13 protein-coding genes are annotated in these 17,486 nt (G+C 70.1%); 4 read left to right on the top strand and 9 right to left on the bottom strand.

The annotated features are described in order from the left end of the window. Positions 1 to 7 precede the first annotated feature (7 nt). From KBI44_03310 to KBI44_03295, 4 genes are all read right to left on the bottom strand, one after another. Positions 8 to 1,027, bottom strand: coding sequence for a DMT family transporter (locus KBI44_03310; protein MBP9143487.1), 1,020 nt, complete (start codon positions 1,025 to 1,027; stop codon positions 8 to 10). 245 nt (positions 1,028 to 1,272) lie between these two features. Beyond that, positions 1,273 to 2,667, bottom strand: coding sequence for an alkaline phosphatase (locus KBI44_03305; protein MBP9143486.1), 1,395 nt, complete (start codon positions 2,665 to 2,667; stop codon positions 1,273 to 1,275). A gap of 77 nt (positions 2,668 to 2,744) precedes the next feature. Beyond that, a complete protein-coding gene (locus tag KBI44_03300) occupies positions 2,745 to 4,181 on the bottom strand; it encodes a GGDEF domain-containing protein (protein ID MBP9143485.1) in 1,437 nt (478 codons plus the stop codon). Positions 4,182 to 4,259: 78 nt separating this feature from the next. After that, complete coding sequence (locus KBI44_03295; protein MBP9143484.1) at positions 4,260 to 4,658, bottom strand: DUF302 domain-containing protein; 399 nt, start codon at positions 4,656 to 4,658, stop codon at positions 4,260 to 4,262. Between the two features lie 207 nt (positions 4,659 to 4,865). Between KBI44_03295 and KBI44_03290 the strand changes: the two genes are divergently transcribed. From KBI44_03290 to KBI44_03280, 3 genes are read left to right on the top strand one after another with little or no spacing between them, the layout of a single operon-like run. Continuing rightward, positions 4,866 to 5,489, top strand: a complete 624-nt coding sequence (locus KBI44_03290) for a cytochrome c (GenBank protein ID MBP9143483.1) — start codon at positions 4,866 to 4,868, stop codon at positions 5,487 to 5,489. A gap of 32 nt (positions 5,490 to 5,521) precedes the next feature. After that, positions 5,522 to 6,952 (top strand): aminotransferase class V-fold PLP-dependent enzyme, encoded by a 1,431-nt coding sequence (locus KBI44_03285; GenBank protein MBP9143482.1) that lies wholly within the window; start codon positions 5,522 to 5,524, stop codon positions 6,950 to 6,952. Positions 6,953 to 6,993: 41 nt separating this feature from the next. Continuing rightward, the gene (locus tag KBI44_03280; GenBank protein ID MBP9143481.1) at positions 6,994 to 8,241 is read left to right on the top strand and encodes an RtcB family protein; all 1,248 of its coding nucleotides are present in this window, start codon (positions 6,994 to 6,996) and stop codon (positions 8,239 to 8,241) included. A gap of 105 nt (positions 8,242 to 8,346) precedes the next feature. On the opposite strand, the gene KBI44_03275 is transcribed toward KBI44_03280, so the two are convergent. Then, on the bottom strand, positions 8,347 to 9,711 hold the full coding sequence (locus tag KBI44_03275; protein MBP9143480.1) for a hypothetical protein: 1,365 nt from the start codon (positions 9,709 to 9,711) through the stop codon (positions 8,347 to 8,349). A gap of 225 nt (positions 9,712 to 9,936) precedes the next feature. Between KBI44_03275 and KBI44_03270 the strand changes: the two genes are divergently transcribed. Continuing rightward, a complete protein-coding gene (locus tag KBI44_03270) occupies positions 9,937 to 12,267 on the top strand; it encodes an IPT/TIG domain-containing protein (GenBank protein ID MBP9143479.1) in 2,331 nt (776 codons plus the stop codon). A gap of 205 nt (positions 12,268 to 12,472) precedes the next feature. On the opposite strand, the gene KBI44_03265 is transcribed toward KBI44_03270, so the two are convergent. The 4 genes from KBI44_03265 to KBI44_03250 are packed head-to-tail and all read right to left on the bottom strand — an operon-like array spanning position 12,473 to position 17,484. Continuing rightward, positions 12,473 to 12,829, bottom strand: coding sequence for a winged helix-turn-helix transcriptional regulator (locus KBI44_03265; protein ID MBP9143478.1), 357 nt, complete (start codon positions 12,827 to 12,829; stop codon positions 12,473 to 12,475). 28 nt (positions 12,830 to 12,857) lie between these two features. Continuing rightward, positions 12,858 to 13,049 (bottom strand): DUF2892 domain-containing protein, encoded by a 192-nt coding sequence (locus KBI44_03260; protein MBP9143477.1) that lies wholly within the window; start codon positions 13,047 to 13,049, stop codon positions 12,858 to 12,860. Beyond that, positions 13,046 to 16,336 carry an efflux RND transporter permease subunit gene (locus KBI44_03255; protein ID MBP9143476.1) on the bottom strand — a complete coding sequence of 1,097 codons (3,291 nt, stop codon included), beginning with the start codon at positions 16,334 to 16,336 and terminating at the stop codon, positions 13,046 to 13,048. Before KBI44_03255 ends, KBI44_03260 begins: the two co-directional genes overlap by 4 nt. Beyond that, on the bottom strand, positions 16,333 to 17,484 hold the full coding sequence (locus KBI44_03250; GenBank protein MBP9143475.1) for an efflux RND transporter periplasmic adaptor subunit: 1,152 nt from the start codon (positions 17,482 to 17,484) through the stop codon (positions 16,333 to 16,335). The genes KBI44_03255 and KBI44_03250 overlap by 4 nt, the downstream gene beginning before the upstream one ends. Positions 17,485 to 17,486: the final 2 nt, after the last annotated feature.

Here is a 17,486-nt window from a genome sequence, read left to right as displayed (position 1 = left end):
GGCAACTCTAGCCCGCCCCGGCAACCGCGGGCGGCGGGCGCCCCGGCCAGATGGCAATCGCGAGACCGCCGAGGGCGAGGGCGCTGCCCGCGAGCTCGAGCGGAACCCACTGGAAGACGAAGAGTTGCGGAAAGGCGCCTGCCAGAACCAGCTTCGAGAACATCGTGAGCGGTGGGTTGAGGAAGATGAAAAAGGCGACGGTCGAGGCCGGCAGATGGCGCAGCAGCCAGCTCCAGACGGCGTAGCCGACGAGCGCCGACAGAACGGTCAGGTGGAAGAGCGCGAGCCACCCGCCCGGACGCAGGGCGAGCATCTCGCGACCGCCGTGCCAGGGGAGAGCGGCGAGGAGAGGCAGGCTGCCGATGCCGATCGTGAGGTAGGTCCAGTCGAGCGGTGAGGCGTTCTCGCGCACCTCTGTCACGCCGTCGGTCGTCCGGGAGCGGTGGGCGAGGCTCGCGCCGACGACCGCCTTGCCGAGGATGGTGTAGACCGACCAGGAGAGCGGCGCGATCGCGGTGATGGCGAGCAGCAGTCCGAAGGTCGGCAGGCCGGCGAAGCCGCCGCGCGACAAGGCGATCGTGAAGAGCCCCGCGAGCGCGATGAAGAACGCCGTGCCCTTGCGGAAGGTGAAGCGCTCGCCGAGCGTCGCCGCCGCGAAGAGCAGCAGGAAGAGCGGCGTGAGAGCGCTGGTGAGCGCGGCGACCGGCGGCGGAATGCCGTGCTGCTGGCCGTAGTAGAGCGCCAGGTTGTAGGCCGGTACCGCGAGCAAACCGGCGATGGGTAGCCGGAACGGATAGCGGCGCAGCAGCTCGAGGCACTGGCGCCGGCGAAAGACGAAACAGTAGAAGAGGCAGATCGGAGCGAGCGGCGCGAAGCGCGCCGCCGAGAGCCCGTCCCAGGTGAACTGCGCTGCCGGACGCTCTCCGCCGAGCAGATACGAGGCCGCGATGAAACTATTGCTCCAGATCAGGAAGAGAACGACCGCGGTGGTCAGATAGATCCAGGTTCGGTTCTGGCCGCCGATCAATTGCCCTCGCCCTCTGCGGCCCTGGCCTTGCCGCAGTGCGGCCGGAAGACAAAGACATCGTCGGTGCGACGCGAGAAGGCCACCCATAGCGTAGGGCAGGGGAGCGGGAAGCCGAACTCCGATCGGTGCCAGAAAAGCGGGTCGGTCATTGCGGGCTGCAGTTCCCGGGGACCATGAGCCTAGGATCGCTGCGAACGGGGTTCGCCGTCAACCTGGCGGCTGATCCGCTCTCCGGCGCACGGCGCTCAGGGGGGCGACGGCCCACGCCCGGCAGTGGTGTCCGGGAAGGGCAGTCCGGCGAGCGCTGCGATCCGCTGCGGGATCTCGGTGTTGTCCAGGACGCCGGCGAAGCGCTCGGCGCCGGGCCCGAAGGCGAAGATCGGCACGTCTTCACCGGTGTGGCCGTGGGTGTCGTCGTCGTTGACCCGCGGCACCCAGGTCAGGCCGTTGCGCACGGCGAGCTTCGTCCCCAGGCGGCGACAGGCCTCGTAGCTGTCGGGAGCCACTCGAATCGCTTCCACGTCCTCCGCCGACCAGTCGCCGTAGCCGGTGCGGGCGGAGAGCATTTCGACGCCGGCGCCGGCGTTGCGGATCTGGTTCGCCATCCAGGCCACGGAGGCCCGCTGGCGGGCGAGCTCGTCGATCCGGGCGAAGTCGTTGACGGCGAGTCCCCCGGTGGCATGGTCGGCGGTGAGAACGACGAGGGTTCCGGGATGCTCCTTCGCCCAGGCCAGGGTCGTCGCCACGGTCTCGTCGAAACCCTTCGACTCGGCGACGACGCCGGCGGCGTCGAACTCGTGGCCGGCATGATCGATCCGGCCCCCTTCCACCATGAGGAAGAAGGGCTTGTCGCCCCGGGCGAGGCCGTCGAGCGCCAGACGCGTGAGCTCCGCGAGCGGAGGATCCCGGCGTTCGGCGGGATAGTTGCGGTCGTCGAGCGCGTAGGCGAGGTGGCCGTTGGCGAAGAGTCCGAGGAGCTTGCCCGTGCCGTCCCAGGCGAGCGGAGAGCCGCGCTCGAGCAGTCTCCAGCCGCTCTGTTCAGCCTCGTCGAGGAGGTTCCGGCCGTCGCGCCGCGCGCCGCTCTCCGCCGCAGGAAGGAAGTTCGCCTTGCCGCCCCCCAGGGCGAGGTCGACGTCGGCCGCGATCAACTGCGCGGCGATCGCCTCCTCGTCGTAGCGATCGTCGTGATGGGCATAGAAACAGGCCGGGGTCGCGTGCGTGATGCGCGTCGTGGTGACATAGCCGACCCGCCAACCGGCCGCCTTGGCGATCTCGCCCAGCGACCGCGTCGGCCGGCGCTCGGGGTCGAGCCCGATGTAGCGGTTGTCGGTCTTGACGCCCGACCCGAAGGCGGTCGCACCGGCGCCGCTGTCGGTGACCGCGTTCGAGGCCGACCAGGTCGAGACGAAGCCGGTCGCCGGCATCGCCTCCATCGCCATACGTCCACCCTTGCCCGCGAGCGCCAGGCGGGCGAGTGTCAGCTGCGAGAAGCCGAAGCCGTCGCCGATCAGCATCACCACCGCGCGAGGTGCCGGCGGCGCGGACGGCAGGGCGGTGCACGCGAGGGGGAACGGGAGGAGCGCAGCCAGGGCAAGAGCTGAAACGTGGAGACCGGTCGGCCGGAAAGGGTCGATGCGCATGAAGGCAGACTAGGCCGCCGGTCTCGTTCCTCCGGAGACGGCGGCGTGACGGCTCGGCGACGACTCCCTCGGGGCGCTCAGGCCGTGGGCGCGAGCTCGACGCGGTTGCGGCCGCGGCGCTTGGCCTCGTAGCAGGCGGCGTCGGCCTGCTGCAGCAGCGCATTGGCGTCGAACGGGAAGGTCGCGGCGGCGGCGCCGCCGAGGCTCGCGGTGATGGCGATCTCGGGGCCCCCGGGGAGCGCAACGAGCGCCGTCCGCTCGAGGGCGAGGCGAACCCGTTCCGCGATCGCGCCGACCTCTTCGGGCGGCGTGTGCGGCATGAGCACGACGAACTCCTCTCCGCCCCAGCGGAACAGCAGGTCGGTCTCGCGCAGGGCGCCCTCGATGCGGCGCGCCGCGCGCTCGAGGATGAGATCTCCGACGGCGTGACCGTGCCGATCGTTCGCCTCCTTGAAGTGGTCGAGGTCGGCGAACAGCAGGCCGATTCCGAGCTGCAGCCGGCGGCTGCGCTCCGCCTCTTTCTGGAACTGCTGCGCGAAGGCGCGGCGGTTGGCGCAGCCGGTCAGGCTGTCCTGCAGCGCGTCGCGCCGTTGGCGTTCGCCGAGGCGGGCCAGTGCCGTCGAGAACATGCCCGTGGCGACGATCAGCGCGGTCGACAGCAGCCCCATGACCAGGACGATCTCGCGCAGCCGGGGCAGCAGCAGGTCGCCGCTCGCGGTGCGGGCGTCGAGTGCGACCTCGATCGTCCCGATCGCCTGATGGACGCCGAGGAACACCACCAGCCCGAGCACGCCGAAGCCGACCACGGTCAGCGCGACGCCGTGGGTGTAGGTGAAGTCGTGCAGCGGCGGGGTGACGAACTGGCGGTCGACCCAGCCGCGCACCCTTCGTCCGGCGAGTCGCAGGATCGGCAGGACGATGAGCAGGAGCTGCAGCAGGTCGCCGATCACCCATCCGCGCCAGATGCGCTGGCCGGCGAACGGGTCGAGGGCATGGCTGCTGTTCCACAGGATCGCGGCGAGCGAGCCGGTGACCGCCGCCACCAGTCCGGCGCCGGCGAACCAGGCGAGATCGCGGCCGCGCCGCAGATCCGGATCGACGCGCACCGCGACGACGAGCGCCCAGAGCATCAGCGTCTCCATGACGCCGGCGACGGCGAAGAGAGCCGCGAGCGGCCACTCGATTCCCGAGGCGAGGGCGCTCGCCAGATTGGCGAAGTAGATCGGGATCGCCGCCCAGGTCGGGCCGAGCCAGACCGCGATGAAGACGGAGATCAGGAAAGGCGGGTAGATCGTGACCTCGAACGGCATGCCCGCGATCGCGAACTCGAGGCCGTTCCAATCGAGGCGGACGTTCAGAATCCCGAAGACGATCGAGACGGCGATGAGCCCCAGCCAGATCCAGAGCAGCCGGCGCAGGCGCGCGCTCTGGCCCACCGAGAAGAGCTCCGCGATCGACCACCAGGCCGGGCCGCGATCGCGCAGGGAGTGAGAGTCGTACGAGGCGATGTGCACGGAGGTCGATTACAGCACAACCGGTCCAGCCCAACCGGAGCCGCACATCCGATGCCGGGCCCGCGGGGCCCTCTCCGGTCAGCCGGCGACGGCGGTGAGGACCCGGCGCAGAGCGGCGCCGACTCCGACGGCGACCTCGTCGAGCGCCGCGCTGCCCAGGAGCTTCATCGCCCCCTCCGGGTTCATGGCGCGGACGACCGTCCGGCCCTGCTCGGTCGCCACGGCGACGTTGCAGGGCAGGAGCACGGAAACCTCCGGCATGGCCACGAGGGCGCGGTGGGCAGAGGGGGGGTGGCAGGCGCCGAGGATGAGGTTGCGAGGGACGTCCACCCCCAGTTTCTCCTTGAGCTTGGCCTGGATGTCGATCTCGGTCAGGACTCCGAAGCCCTCGCGGGCGAGCTCGGCACGGCAGCGCGCGACCGCCTCGTCGAACGGCAGGTCGAGCACCACCTCGTAGGCGATTCCGGTGTCTCGCATGGTGTACCTCCTCGTCAGGCAACAGCGCTATCCTACGCTTGGGCGCGGCGTCGGGCCCAGGTCGCGCAGTTGCGACCGCAAACATCGATCCGTAGACGGAACGGCGGCGCGCGGAGCGCCCGCGGGCGCAACCCTGGAGGGCGGAGCGGCCCAGCCGGTCGAGCCTTGCTGCGGCGCTCCTGCCGCCCGCGAGAAGGGGGATTCAAAATGAAGAGGCACGCTTCCATGCTGGGTTCGACCTTGCTGGTCGCCCTGTTCGCCGTCGTATCTTCGACGCCATTCAGCGTCGCCGCCGGTCAGGCTCCCGCCGTCGATCGAAGGTCGCCGTCCGCCGCCCCTCCCATGGGCGACCTGGCCGCGCCGCAGGTTGGCGGCGGCATCTCCTGCGAGGCCGAGCAGAAGCTCGCAAGCCTGGACGCGCGCGTCCCGGTACCCCTGCTGCCGCACATGGCGAATCACCAGAAGCAGAACATGCGCGATCACCTTCTCGCCGTGCAGGAGATCGTGACCGCTACCGCGAGCGGCGATTTCGGCGCGGTGGAGTCCGCAGTCGAGCGCATCGGCTACTCCGAGGAGATGGGCGAGATGTGCAACCACATGGGAGCGGGGGCGCCCGGCTTCAGCGAGCAGGCGCTGCAGTTCCACCATACCGCCGACACCATCGCCGCGGCAGCGCGCCTGCGCGACAGTGCCGCCGTCCTGCAGGCGCTCGGCCGGACGCTCGCGACCTGCACCGCCTGTCACGCCACCTTTCGCCAGAGTGTCGTCGATCCGGCCACCTGGAGCTCGCGGTCGACGAAGACGGCTCCGGAAACTCCGGTCGCGCAGTGACGGACCGCACGCTGCGGGAGCCCGGGAGCTCCATGGCTCCGGCAGGCGCCGGACTGGAGGAGCGCCACCGGAGATTCTCCGCGGCCTTTCCCGGCTATGACTCGACCCGGATGCTCGATGACTTCCGCGCCCGCGAGCTCGCGCGCCTCGACCGGGAGGGGCACGTCTATCTCGACTACACGGGTGGTGGCCTTTACGGCGAGAGCCAGGTGCGGCGCCACATGGATCTCCTGCTGGGGTCGGTGCTCGGCAACCCGCACTCCACGAACCCGACCTCCGCCGCGGCGACGCATTATGTCGAGAGCTGCCGGCGCCGGGTGCTGGCGTTCTTCAACGCCGATCCGCGGGAGTACGTGGCGATCTTCACGGCCAACGCCAGCCAGTCGCTGAAGCTGGTGGGCGAGTCGTACCCGTTCGAGCCCGGCGACCGCTTCCTGCTCACTTTCGACAATCACAACTCGGTCAACGGCATCCGGGAGTTCGATCGCGCGCACGGTGCGGAGACGATCTACGTTCCGGTGATCCCGCCGGAGCTGCGGGTCGACGAGGCGGCGCTCGACCGCGAGCTGGCGCGCGCCCGGCCGGGCGGGAACAACCTCTTCGCCTATCCGGCGCAGTCGAATTTCTCCGGCGTGCAGCATCCCCTGTCGTGGATCGCGCGCGCCCAGGCGCAGGGCTGGGACGTTCTGCTCGACGCCGCCGCCTTCGTGCCGTCGAACCGGCTCGACCTGGGGGTGGTGCATCCCGACTTCGTCGCCCTCTCGTTCTACAAGATGTTCGGCTATCCGACCGGCGTCGGAGCTCTCCTCGCGCGGCGGAGCGCCCTCGCTCGGCTCCACCGGCCCTGGTTCGCCGGCGGCACGATCACCGTCGCCTCTGTGCAGGCCGACATTCACACTCTCGCCGAGGGCGAAGCCGCTTTCGAGGACGGCACGCTGAACTACGCGATTCTCCCGGCGGTCGAGTACGGCCTCGACCTGCTCGAGACACTCGGGGTCGAAACCGTCCATGAGCGGGTGCGCTGTCTCACCGGCTGGCTGCTGTCGGAGCTCGGGGCGCTGCGTCACGGCAACGGGGCGCCGGTGGTGCGGATCTACGGTCCGGGCACCGCCGACCGCCGCGGTGCCACGGTGACGCTCAACTTCTACGACGCCCGCGGGCATTTCATCGACCATCCGGTGATCGAGCGTCTCGCTGGCGAGCACCGCATTTCGCTGCGCACCGGCTGCTTCTGCAACCCGGGCGCCGGCGAGCTCGCCCTCGGGCTGTCGAAGGGCGAGCTCTTCCACTGCATGCGCGAGGTCGGCGACAACGTCGCGCACATCACCTACGAAGACTTCCGCCGCTGCATCGACGACAAGTCGACGGGAGCGGTGCGGGTGTCGTTCGGCTGGGCCTCCACGTTCGCCGACGCCGAGGCCTTCCTGGCGTTCGCCCGCGAGATGCGCGAGGCGGCCGGCTAAGCTGGGGTTCCGGCTCCCGCTTCCGAGCCGGATGGGGCACAATGCCGGCCGTGCTCGTCCTCGGCAGCCACGAACCGAACACTCTCGCCCAGCTCGCCGACGTTGCGCGGCGCGCCGAGCGCGTGGCGCTCATGGCCGACGGGCATCTCGGCTACATCATGCCGGTGGGAGGCGTGGCGGCCTATCGGCATCGGGTTTCCGTCGCCGGCGTCGGTTTCGACATCGCCTGCGGCAACTGCGCCGTACGCACCGATCTTGTCGCGGGCGATCTGCCCCGGGAGCGGCTCGAGCTGCTCGCGGACCGGATCCAGCGCGAGATCTCGTTCGGCATCGGCCGGACCAACGACGCGAACGACGCTCCGGACGACCACCCGCTCTTCGAGGATGCGGCCTGGAGCGCGGTGCCCGCCGGCCTCCCCGAGCGCGAACGACTGCGCCAGCTGGCACGCGATCAGCTGGGCACGGTCGGTTCCGGCAACCACTACGTGGACCTCTTCGCCGACGAGGAGGAGCGGGTCTGGGTCGGCGTGCATTTCGGCTCGCGCGGCTTCGGCCACACCGTCGCGTCGGGCTTCATGGCGATCGGGAAGGGCAGGTCCTGGGGGGAGCGGGTGCCCGAAACGGAGGCGCTGTTCGACCTGGCGAGCGATGCGGGGGAGCGCTACTGGCGCCTGATGGAGCTCGCGGGCCGCTACGCTTACGCCGGCCGCGAGTGGGTCTGCCGCAAGGTGGCGGCGCAGATCGTCGGCGGCGAGATCGTCGAGACGGTCCACAACCACCACAACTTCGCCTGGCGCGAGCGACACTTCGGTGAAGAGCTGATCGTGGTCCGGAAGGGCGCGACGCCGGCGTTCCCCGGTCAACCCGGTTTCGTTGGCGCTTCGATGACCGGTACCTCGGTGATCCTCTGCGGCGTCGGCGAAACCGGCGGCGCCGCGGACGCGCAGCGCGCGGCGATGTACTCGACGGTGCACGGCGCAGGGCGCGTCATGTCGCGTTCGGAGGCCGCCGGCAGGCGCCACCGCTTCGGACCGAGAGCCGGCACCCTGGTGCGCGGTGCCGACGGCAAGGCCGTGCGACCGGGCAAAGTCTCGGACGAGATGCTGCGCACCGCAGTGCGCGAATCGGGAGTCGTTCTGCGCGGCGCAGGGCCCGACGAGAGCCCATTCGCCTATCGCCGGCTCGACGAGGTGCTGGCGCAGCAACCGGGCATCGAGATCCTGCACCGGCTCCGCCCGCTCGCCGTCGTCATGGCGGGCGCGGACGAGCTCGACCCTTACAAGGATTGACGCCCGGGTTTCGCTGCGCGCGGGCGGTCGTCTCCCGCCGGCTCATGAAGACCGGCGGGCATGGAGTCGGCGCGCCGGTCCAGGCCGCGGCGCGCCGGGACCGGATCAGGGGGCCTCGTGGCACTGGCCGGTCATGCCCACCGAGAAGCGGCCGCCAGCCTGCGCCTCGGAGTAGGCCACGCCGCCACTGCTGTTGGTGAAGTTGAAGTGCAGGGAGCCGAAGGAGAGCCCGCCTGCGAAGTCGGAGGCCTCGAGCTCGAGAGAGTGCTGATCGGTGAGGATTCCGATCAGAGGACCGTGGGGGTTGCCGGCCTCGTCGAAGGCCTGCACGGTGAATGAGGCCGGATCCGCGGCGCCCACGCCGCGTGGATTGGCGATCCAGAGTCCCAGGCGCGTTCTGCTGCCGGAGAAGGGGAAGGTGAGGAAGCGGATCGAGCTCCGGGTGCACAGGTCGGTCGAGCGCCGCACCAGCTTGTCGCCGGTGGCGAAGTTGTCGGCGACATCCACCTGGAAGAAGTCCCCGGCGAGGACCGGCACCTGGTGCGGATCCCCCGCGGTCGAGATCTCGACGTAGCCGCGGGCGTAGCCATCGGGATCGGCCGGCAGACCGGCGACGTCGCGGAGGTTGGCGGTGTAGGTTTCGTCCGGGTCGAGAGAGATCGTGCCGCTGAGGAGGCTGGTTCCGAGAACGTCGAAATACTCGACGTCGGCGTTCACCGGTGCGTTGGACAGATTGCGCACGGCGTAGAGCGTGGTCGTGCCGCCAGGGCTGAGGGTGTCGATCAGAAACGAGGGCAGCAGAAGCGACTCGAGGAAGACGCCGGGAGTGGAGATGTAGGCGCGGACCATGAGGGCCTTGTAGGAAGGCAATACGGCCGGCAGGCTCGCCCACGCGCCGGCCTCGTTGTAGCGATAGAAGGCCGGGTGCACCGTGGCGCCGTCGAGGTCCACGCAGAAGGAGAAGCTGGGGTCGACGACGGGGTTGTAGCGCACCCCGATATAGACCGTCGAGGGGCTGGTGAGCGGGTAGCTGAAGCTGGTGCTGTGGAAGCCCGGCGTTGCCGTGACGCCCTCCGCCACGGCGGCGTAGCGCGCGAGCTCGTGCCCGGGGGCACCGCCAGGGCCGTCCGCTGTCCACACGATCACCTCGAAGCGGATCTTCGGGTCACTGCCGGTCTGACGCAGGCAGACGTCCACGCCCCCGAGCGTGACGTCGGTCCCGCCGATGTCGTCGAAGCGCATCATCAACTCCAGCTGCCCGAACGAGCTCGAGCCGGAGCTGTAGGTGTCGGGCTCGCCGTCGTCGTACTGGATGATGGCAGCGGCCTCGGTCTCGAAGCGCTCCAGGCCGGGGGCCGCAGGGTTCGCTGTCTCTCCTCCCGCCGGTTGCATCTGCAGGCCCGTCTGTGCGGCGGCGGGTGCCGCCAGGGCGATCGCGAGGATTGCAGGGAGCAAGGACTCGGTGCGCATGAGGACTCTCCAGTCCGGCGTGGATGCGGACCCGGAACCTGCGCGGTGGAACGGCCCCCGCGCGGGCGGAGCAGCCGAGTGCCGGTGAAACGGCTGCAGCAAGGATAGGGGAACTCGAGAGGCCGGGCAAGCGGCGACGGTTGGTGCCTGATACTCTGGGATTCTGGAGGGCCCGCGCCGGCGTGGACGTTCGGCGGCGCGCATCCAGAGAACGTGAGACATCCGATGCGCGCTGCCGTCACTCGGCTTCTCCCCACCCTCGCTCTCGTCCTTCCCTTCGTGACCAGCCTGCCCGGCCTGGCCGCCGCGCAAGGCCCCTTTCGCGATCTCTCCCCGGCGTCGTTCGCCGCTCTCGCACCGCGCGGAGTCGCGGAGGCCCCCCTGCCGCGGAGCTTCCGTGCGCTCGCGGTCGACCTGGGCGAGCTCGAAGACCTCCTGGCACTCGCGCCGGCGGAGGGGTCGTCCGCGGCGCTCACCGCGCCGCTCCTCGTCGCCCTGCCCTACCCGGACGGCAGCGACCGGCTCTTTCGGGTGGAGGAGTCCCCGGTCCTCGAACCGGAGCTCGCGGCGCGCTATCCAGAGCTCCGGACTTTCACGGTTCAGGGCGCGGACGACCCGACGGCTGGCGGGCGCCTGAGTTTCACCCCCCTTGGGTTCCACGCCATGGTGCTCGCGACCGAGGGCACGATCTACATCGATCCCTATCGTCGCGGGGAGGGGCAGGTCGCCCTCTCCTTCTTCAAGAGCGAGGGGCGCCGCGCTCCAGGAGCCCCTTTCGTTTGTGAGGTCCGGGAGGAGGGTCGACAGGCGAGCTCGTTGGAAGTCGAGCGCCCCGCCCCGCCATCAGCGGTCGTCGCCTCCGGCGGTACCCTGCGCACCTATCGCCTGGCGTTGGCGGCGACCGGCGAGTATTCGACGGCGGTCTGCGCGCCGAACCCGGCGGCGGTCGCCTGCGCGCTGAATGCCATGGTGGTCTCGATGAACCGGGTGAACGCCATCTACGAGCGTGAGGTGGCGGTCCGCATGGTGCTGGTCGCCAATAACAATCTGATTGTCTACACCAACGGCACCACCGACCCCTACACCAACAACAGCGGCTCGACGATGCTGGGTGAGAACCAGACCAACCTCAACACCGTCATCGGCAGCGCCAACTACGATATCGGCCACGTCTTCTCGACCGGCGGCGGGGGTGTCGCCGCTCTCCAGGTGCCGTGCACCGCCAGCAAGGCGCGGGGTGTCACCGGCAGCTCGAATCCGGTCGGCGACGGCTTCGACGTCGACTACGTCGCCCACGAGATGGGGCATCAGTTCGGCGGCGCCCACACCTTCAACGGCACGACCAGCAACTGTGGCGGCGGCAACCGGAGCGCCTCCTCGGCCTACGAGCCGGGCAGCGGATCGACGATCATGGCCTACGCCGGCATCTGCGGCGCCGAGGATCTGCAGCCGCACAGCGACGACACGTTCCACAGCCGGAGCTTCGACCAGATCGTCGCCTTTTCGACCGGCGCGACCGGGAACTCCTGTGCCGCGAGCTCGGCCACCGGCAACACGCCACCGGTCGCCGAGGCCGGCGCGGCGTTCACCGTTCCGAAACAGACGCCGTTCACCCTCACCGGTGGGGCGACCGATGACGATGGCGACACCCCGACCTATATGTGGGAGGAGTTCGATCTCGGCACCGCCTCACCGCCCAATACCGACGCCGCCGCGGTGCGGCCGATCTTCCGCTCGTTCGTGCCGCTCGCCGCACCGAGCCGGACCTTCCCGCGTCTCTCCGACATCCTGGCCAATGTCGAAACGCTCGGCGAGTCGATGTCGACGCGCAATCGCACGATGACCTTCCGCCTGACGGCGCGGGACAACCGCGCCGGCGGGGGTGGCGTCGACTGGGACTCGACGATGGTGACGGTCCACGCGACGGCGGGGCCGTTCCGGGTTACCCAGCCCGATACCGCCCTGAGCTGGGCCGGGAACAGCGTTCAGACGGTGACCTGGAACGTCGCCGGAACCGACGCCGCGCCGATCGCCTGCGGCGAAGTCGCGATCGAGCTCTCGATCGACGGCGGGCAGAGTCTCGCGAACGTCCTCGCGGCCGCGACCGCGAACGACGGCTCCGAGACGGTCGTCGTCCCCAACCTGGCGACGACGCAGGCGCGGGTGCGCGTCGCCTGTGTCGGCAACATCTTCTTCGACGTCTCCAACATGAACTTCACGATCACGCCCGCCCTGGCGCCCTCGCTGGGGTCGGTTCTGCCGGCCAGCGGGAGCGAGTGGGGAGGTACGCTGGTCGTTCTGACCGGCACGAACTTCGTCGACGGCGCGACGGTCGAGTTCGGAGGCCTCCCGGCGACGTCGGTGACCTTCGTCAGCTCCACCTCCATCTCCGCGATGACACCGGTTCATGCTGCCGGTGCCGTCGCCGTCGCGGTCGCCAACCCGGATGCCCAGGTCGCCAGCCTGCCTGGGGCCTTCACGTTCTTGCCCGACCTGCCGTGGAGCGACGGCTTCGAGTCCGCGGACCTGTCGCGGTGGAGTCTCTCCATTCCCTGAACGGCGTTGACCCGCGTTCAGCTCGCGGGCGGGAGTTGGGCCGGCGGCTCGTCGTCGGGCGGGGTGGAGCAGTTTTTCGGTTCAGTGCCTGCCCGGCGCACGGCCGGGTTGGGCACCGCTCAGGTGGGGACCCCGAAGCGCGGCAGGATCTTGGTCTGGAGCACCCACCAGAAGAGGACGAAGCCGGCGAAGATCAGGACATCTTTCATGGCGTGGCCTTTCGCGCCGCCTGGGCGACGCTTCGGAGCAGTTGATGTTCGGATGCCGCGCGCTGCTCGAGGGCGTCACAGACCGTGCGGCAGATGGTGAAGGCAGCCGGATCGACGACCCGGTAGAAAATGCTGGTTCCTTCGCGGCGGGACGCCAGCACGCCGCTCGCCCGCATCTTGGAAAGGTGCTTCGAGACGTTCGCCTGGCTGCCGCCGACCACCGCCAGGATATCCGAGACGCAGAGCTCCTGGTCTTCGAGCGCGTGCAGGATCTTCAGGCGCGTCGGTTCGGCGAGCGCCTTCAAGCGTTCGGCGATGCGCTCGTAGAAGTCGTCCGTCGGCTCGGGTCTCATCTCTTCTCCAGCGCGCCGCCGGGCAGCCTCACGACTCCTTCACGCCCGCCTTGCGCAGGATGGCCATCATCGGGCACCACCTCGTGAAGGCCGACTGCAGGAGGTTCAGACCGACGAAGGCGGTGAACAGGTAGAAGTTCGGGTGGACGAACCAGCCGAGGGCGACCGAGAGGAGGATGAAGAATCCGGCGATCAGGCGCAGCGCTTCGTTGACGTTCATGAGTGGGTCTCCGTGGAGGGTAGATCGACGACGGCGCCGACACCCACGGTGTCGACGTACATCCAGTAGAGCAGCGGCACCAGCACCAGGGTGAGCGCGGTCGAGACGACGACGCCGGAGATGAGGGCGACCGCGAGCCCCTGGAAGATCGGGTCGAGCAGGATCACGATGCCGCCCACGACCAGCGCGGCCGCGGTGAGGGCGATCGGCCGGAAGCGGACCGCGGCAGCCTGGATGACCGCGCTCTCGAGTGAGCGGCCGGTCTTGAGCTCGAGGTTGATGAAGTCCACCAGCAGGATCGAGTTGCGCACGATGATGCCGGCGAGCGCGATCGCGCCGATCATCGAGGTGGCGGTGAAGAAGACCCCTCCCAGGGCGTGCGCCGGAATGATGCCGATGAGGGTCAGAGGGATCGGCGCCATGATGATGAGCGGCGTGACGAACGAGCCGAACCAGCCCACCACCAGCAGGTAGATGAGGATCATCACGACGGCGAAGGCGATCCCCATGTCGAGGAAGACGTCGTGGGTCACCTGCCACTCGCCGTCCCAGATCAGGGTCGAGCGCGTGCTGTCGGCCGGGCGCCCGGCGAAGAGCACCTCCATCGGCCTGCCGGAGGCGTCGCGCACGGCGGCGATCTTCTCCTTCATGTCGAGCAGCGCGTAGACCGGCGACTCCGAAGCCCCCGCCACGTCGCCGACGACGTAGGTCACCGGGCGCAGGTTCTTGTGGTAGATGAACGGGCTGCGCGTCGTGGTGACCGGGCGCACGAGCTCGGAGAGGGGCACCAGCGCGCCGCCGGCTCCGTGGACCTTCACCGCCAGCAGCTCGTTCGCGCCGGAGCGCTGGGCGGGTTCGAGGCGCAGCACGACCGGCACGGGCTCGCGCGAGCGCGGGTCGGCGAGGTGCGCCGCGTCGGCGCCGGCGAGAGCGACCCGAAGCGTCCGGGCGATCGCCTCCGGCGAGACGCCGGCGCGCGACGCCTTTTCGCGGTCGACCTCGAAATCGAGCCGCGGGCCGGGGCCTTCGACGAACCAGTCGACGTCGACGACGCCCGCGGTGCTCTCGAAAATCGCTTTCACCTGCCCGGCGAGGTCGAGGCGCTCTTCCGCGGTCGGCGCATAGATCTCGGCCACCAGGGTCGAGAGCACCGGCGGTCCCGGCGGTACTTCCGTGACCTTGACGTTGGCGCCGTGGCGCTCGGCGATCGGCGCGATGAGAGGGCGCAAGGTCTTGGCGAACGGATGGCTGGCGGTCGCGCGGTCGTGCTTGGGCAGCAGATTCACCTGCAGGTCGGCGACCAGGGGCCCTGCGCGCAGGAAGTAGTGCCGCACCAGGCCGTTGAAGTTGAACGGCGCCGAGGTCCCGACGTAGGTCTCGATGTCGGTCACCTCCGGCAGGTCGCGCAGGGCGAGCGCGAGCTCGCGTGCCACCGTCGCGGTGTGCTCGAGCGTCGTCCCCTCGGGCATGTCGACCACCACCTGGAGCTCGCTCTTGTTGTCGTGCGGCAGCATCTTCACCGCCGCGATGCGCAGCGGGAAGAGGGCCATCGAGGCGGCGAGCAGCACCACGACGCCGCCGAGCAGGGCGAAGCGGCGCGGACGGCTCGCGAGGAGCGGCTGGAACAGGCGCTGGTAGAGCCGATGGAGGCGGTCTTCCTGCACCGTTTCGAGGGCGAGGGTGTCGGGCAGCTCGCCGGCCTGGGCGAGCTTCCTTTCGGCGAGCTCCGTCGCGTGCTTCTTGAACAGGCGATAGGTGAGCCAGGGGGAGACCACGAAGGCGACGATCAGCGAGAACAGCATCGCGGCGGAGGCGTTGATCGGAATCGGCCGCATGTAGGGGCCCATGAGCCCGGAGACGAAGGCGAGCGGCAGCAGCGCTCCGATCACCGTGAAAGTGGCGAGGATCGTCGGATTGCCGACTTCGTCGGTGGCGTGAATGGTCGCGTGCCGCGGGTTCGTCCAGCCCAGTTGATAGTGGCGATGGATGTTCTCGACGACGACGATGGCGTCGTCGACCAGAATGCCGATCGCGAAGATCAGCGCGAAGAGGGTGACGCGGTTGAGCGTGTAGCCGAAGAGGTAGGAAGAGGCGAGCGTCAGGGCGAGCGTCACCGGCACCGCGACCGCCACGACCACCGCCTCGCGCCGGCCGAGAGCCACCGCCATCAGGAGGACGACGGAGATCGTGGCGAGACCGAGGTGCTTCATGAGCTCGCTCGACTTCTCGTCGGCCGTGGCACCGTAGTCCCGCGTCTTGGTGACCTCGATGTTGCCGGGGAGGACCGGCCCCCGCAGGCGCGCCATGAGGGCGTCGAGCTCGGTGACCAGGTCCACCGCGTTGGTGCCGGGCTTCTTGGCGACCGCCAGGGTCACCGCGGGCGTATCGAGCCCGGCCGGCAGGCCCTTCGTGGCGCCGGCCGCCCCGCCGGTCATCCAGACGTACTGCGCCGGCTCGTCGGCGCCGTCCGTGACCGCCGCGACGTCGCGCAGGTAGACCGGCCGGCCGTCGTAGACCGCAACGACTGCAGCACCGACTTCGTCGGCGCTGTGGAAGAGGGCCCCGACTTCGACCTCGGTCTCGACGTTGCCGGCGGAGAACGATCCGGCCGGGAGCTTCCAGTCGAGCCCGGCGAGCGCCTGATGGACTTGCAGGATCGAAACCTGATGCGCGGCGAGGCGCTCGCGATCGAAGCGCACGGTGACCGCCCGGCGGACGCCGCCGAGCACCGTGACCTGGGCCACCTGCGGATGGCGGACCAGCTCGGAGCGCAGCTCCTGGGCGACCTGGCGCAGCTCGAGCGGCGAGGCCGTGGTGGACCAGAGCGTGTAGCCGACGACCGGAACGTCGTCGATACCGCGCGGCACGACCAGCGGGGGAGCGGCTCCCGGCGGGAGGCCTCCCGCCTGCTCGGCGAGCTTCGTGTGGACGGCGAGCGCCGCGCGATCGGGGTCGGTGCCGACCTTGTAGCGCACGATGAGCATGCCGCCCGACGGTTGCGAGGTCGAATAGACGAACTCGACACCCGGAATCTCGAACAGCGCCTTCTCGAGCGGCGAGACCAGGCGGCGCTCGACCTCATCGGCGCTCGCTCCGGGAAGCTGGAGGAAGACGTCGACCATCGGCACTTTGATCTGCGGCTCCTCTTCGCGCGGCGTCACCAGGACCGCGAAGCCCCCCAGGAGCAGTGAGGCGATGACCAGGAGCGGCGTCAGCTTCGAGTCGAGAAAGGCGGCGGCGACGCGGCCGGCGAAACCCGGCCCGGCCTGCGATTGGGTGCCGTTCACGGCTGCGCCTCGGCGATCGGAGCGAACGGATCGATGCGGGCGCCCGACGGCGGGGCGACGCCGAGTCCGATAGCGACCGACTCTCCGCCCGCCAGGCCCGAGAGGATCTCGACGCTGGGTCCGGTCCGGGCTCCGACGGTCACCACCCGCGACTGGGCCCGCCCGGCCTCGTCGCGCACCACGACCAGGTCGAGACCGCCGCTCTCGATGAGCGCCGCGCTGGGGATGCGCACGGTGTCGCGCTGCCCGGTGGCGAAGAAGGCGCTCCCGGCGGCTCCGGCCGGCAGGTCGAGCGCCGGCAGGTCGATCTTGACGGTGTAGCTGTGGGAGACCGGATCGGGGCCCGGGCTGACTTCGGCCAGGCGTCCCGCGAGCTCTCCCAGATCCGGGCGCGCATCGATCGTCACGGCCACGGTCATGCCGGCGGCGAGCCCGGCCGTCCGCGCGACGGTTTCGGGCACGGCGACGACGAGGCGGCGTCCGACGGTGGACTCGATCATCACCAGCGGCCGGCCCGGCGCCGCGAGGTCGCCGACCTCGGCCAGCCGCGCGGCGACGCGGCCGGCGAACGGCGCCACGACGCGCGATTCGCGCGCCACGGAGCTCGCGGAATCGACCGCGCCCCGGGCCTGCTTCACCGCTCCGGCGGCCTGCTCATACTGCATGCGGGCCATGTCGAGCTCGAGCTCCGAGGCCGAGTTCGAAGCGGCGAGCGCCTCGAAGCGCTCCAGATTCCGCTTGGCGAGCGTCAGCGCGGCCTCAGCCTGGGCGAGGCCGCCCTGGGCCTGGGAGACCTGCCCCTGCGCGGCGGTCGGATCGATCGACAGCAAGGCCTGGCCGGCCGCGACGGTATCGCCGAGGTCGACGTGAACGGCGGTCACCATCGCCATGACGCGCGACGAGACGGCGCTCGATTGCTGCGCGGCGACGGTGCCTGCGAAGGCGGTGCGCGCCTCGGAGGCGGCGCGTTCGGCGACGGCCAGCCGGGCGGCGACCGGGGCCGGCTCCGCAGGCTTCGCTGCTTCGTGGGGCTTGCCGCAGGCGGCGAGCGTCAGTGCCAGGGCGATCGGCACGGCGAGCCCAAGGGCGAGAGAGTGCTGCGGCGCGACGGAACCTGCGAACGGGATCGACGGGTAGCGTGGATTCATGG

It is taken from the genome of Thermoanaerobaculia bacterium (genome assembly GCA_018057705.1).
Classification (GTDB): domain Bacteria; phylum Acidobacteriota; class Thermoanaerobaculia; order Multivoradales; family JAGPDF01; genus JAGPDF01.
Note: the sequence above shows the minus strand (reverse complement) of the source record. Positions and strands in the feature narration are given on the sequence as shown.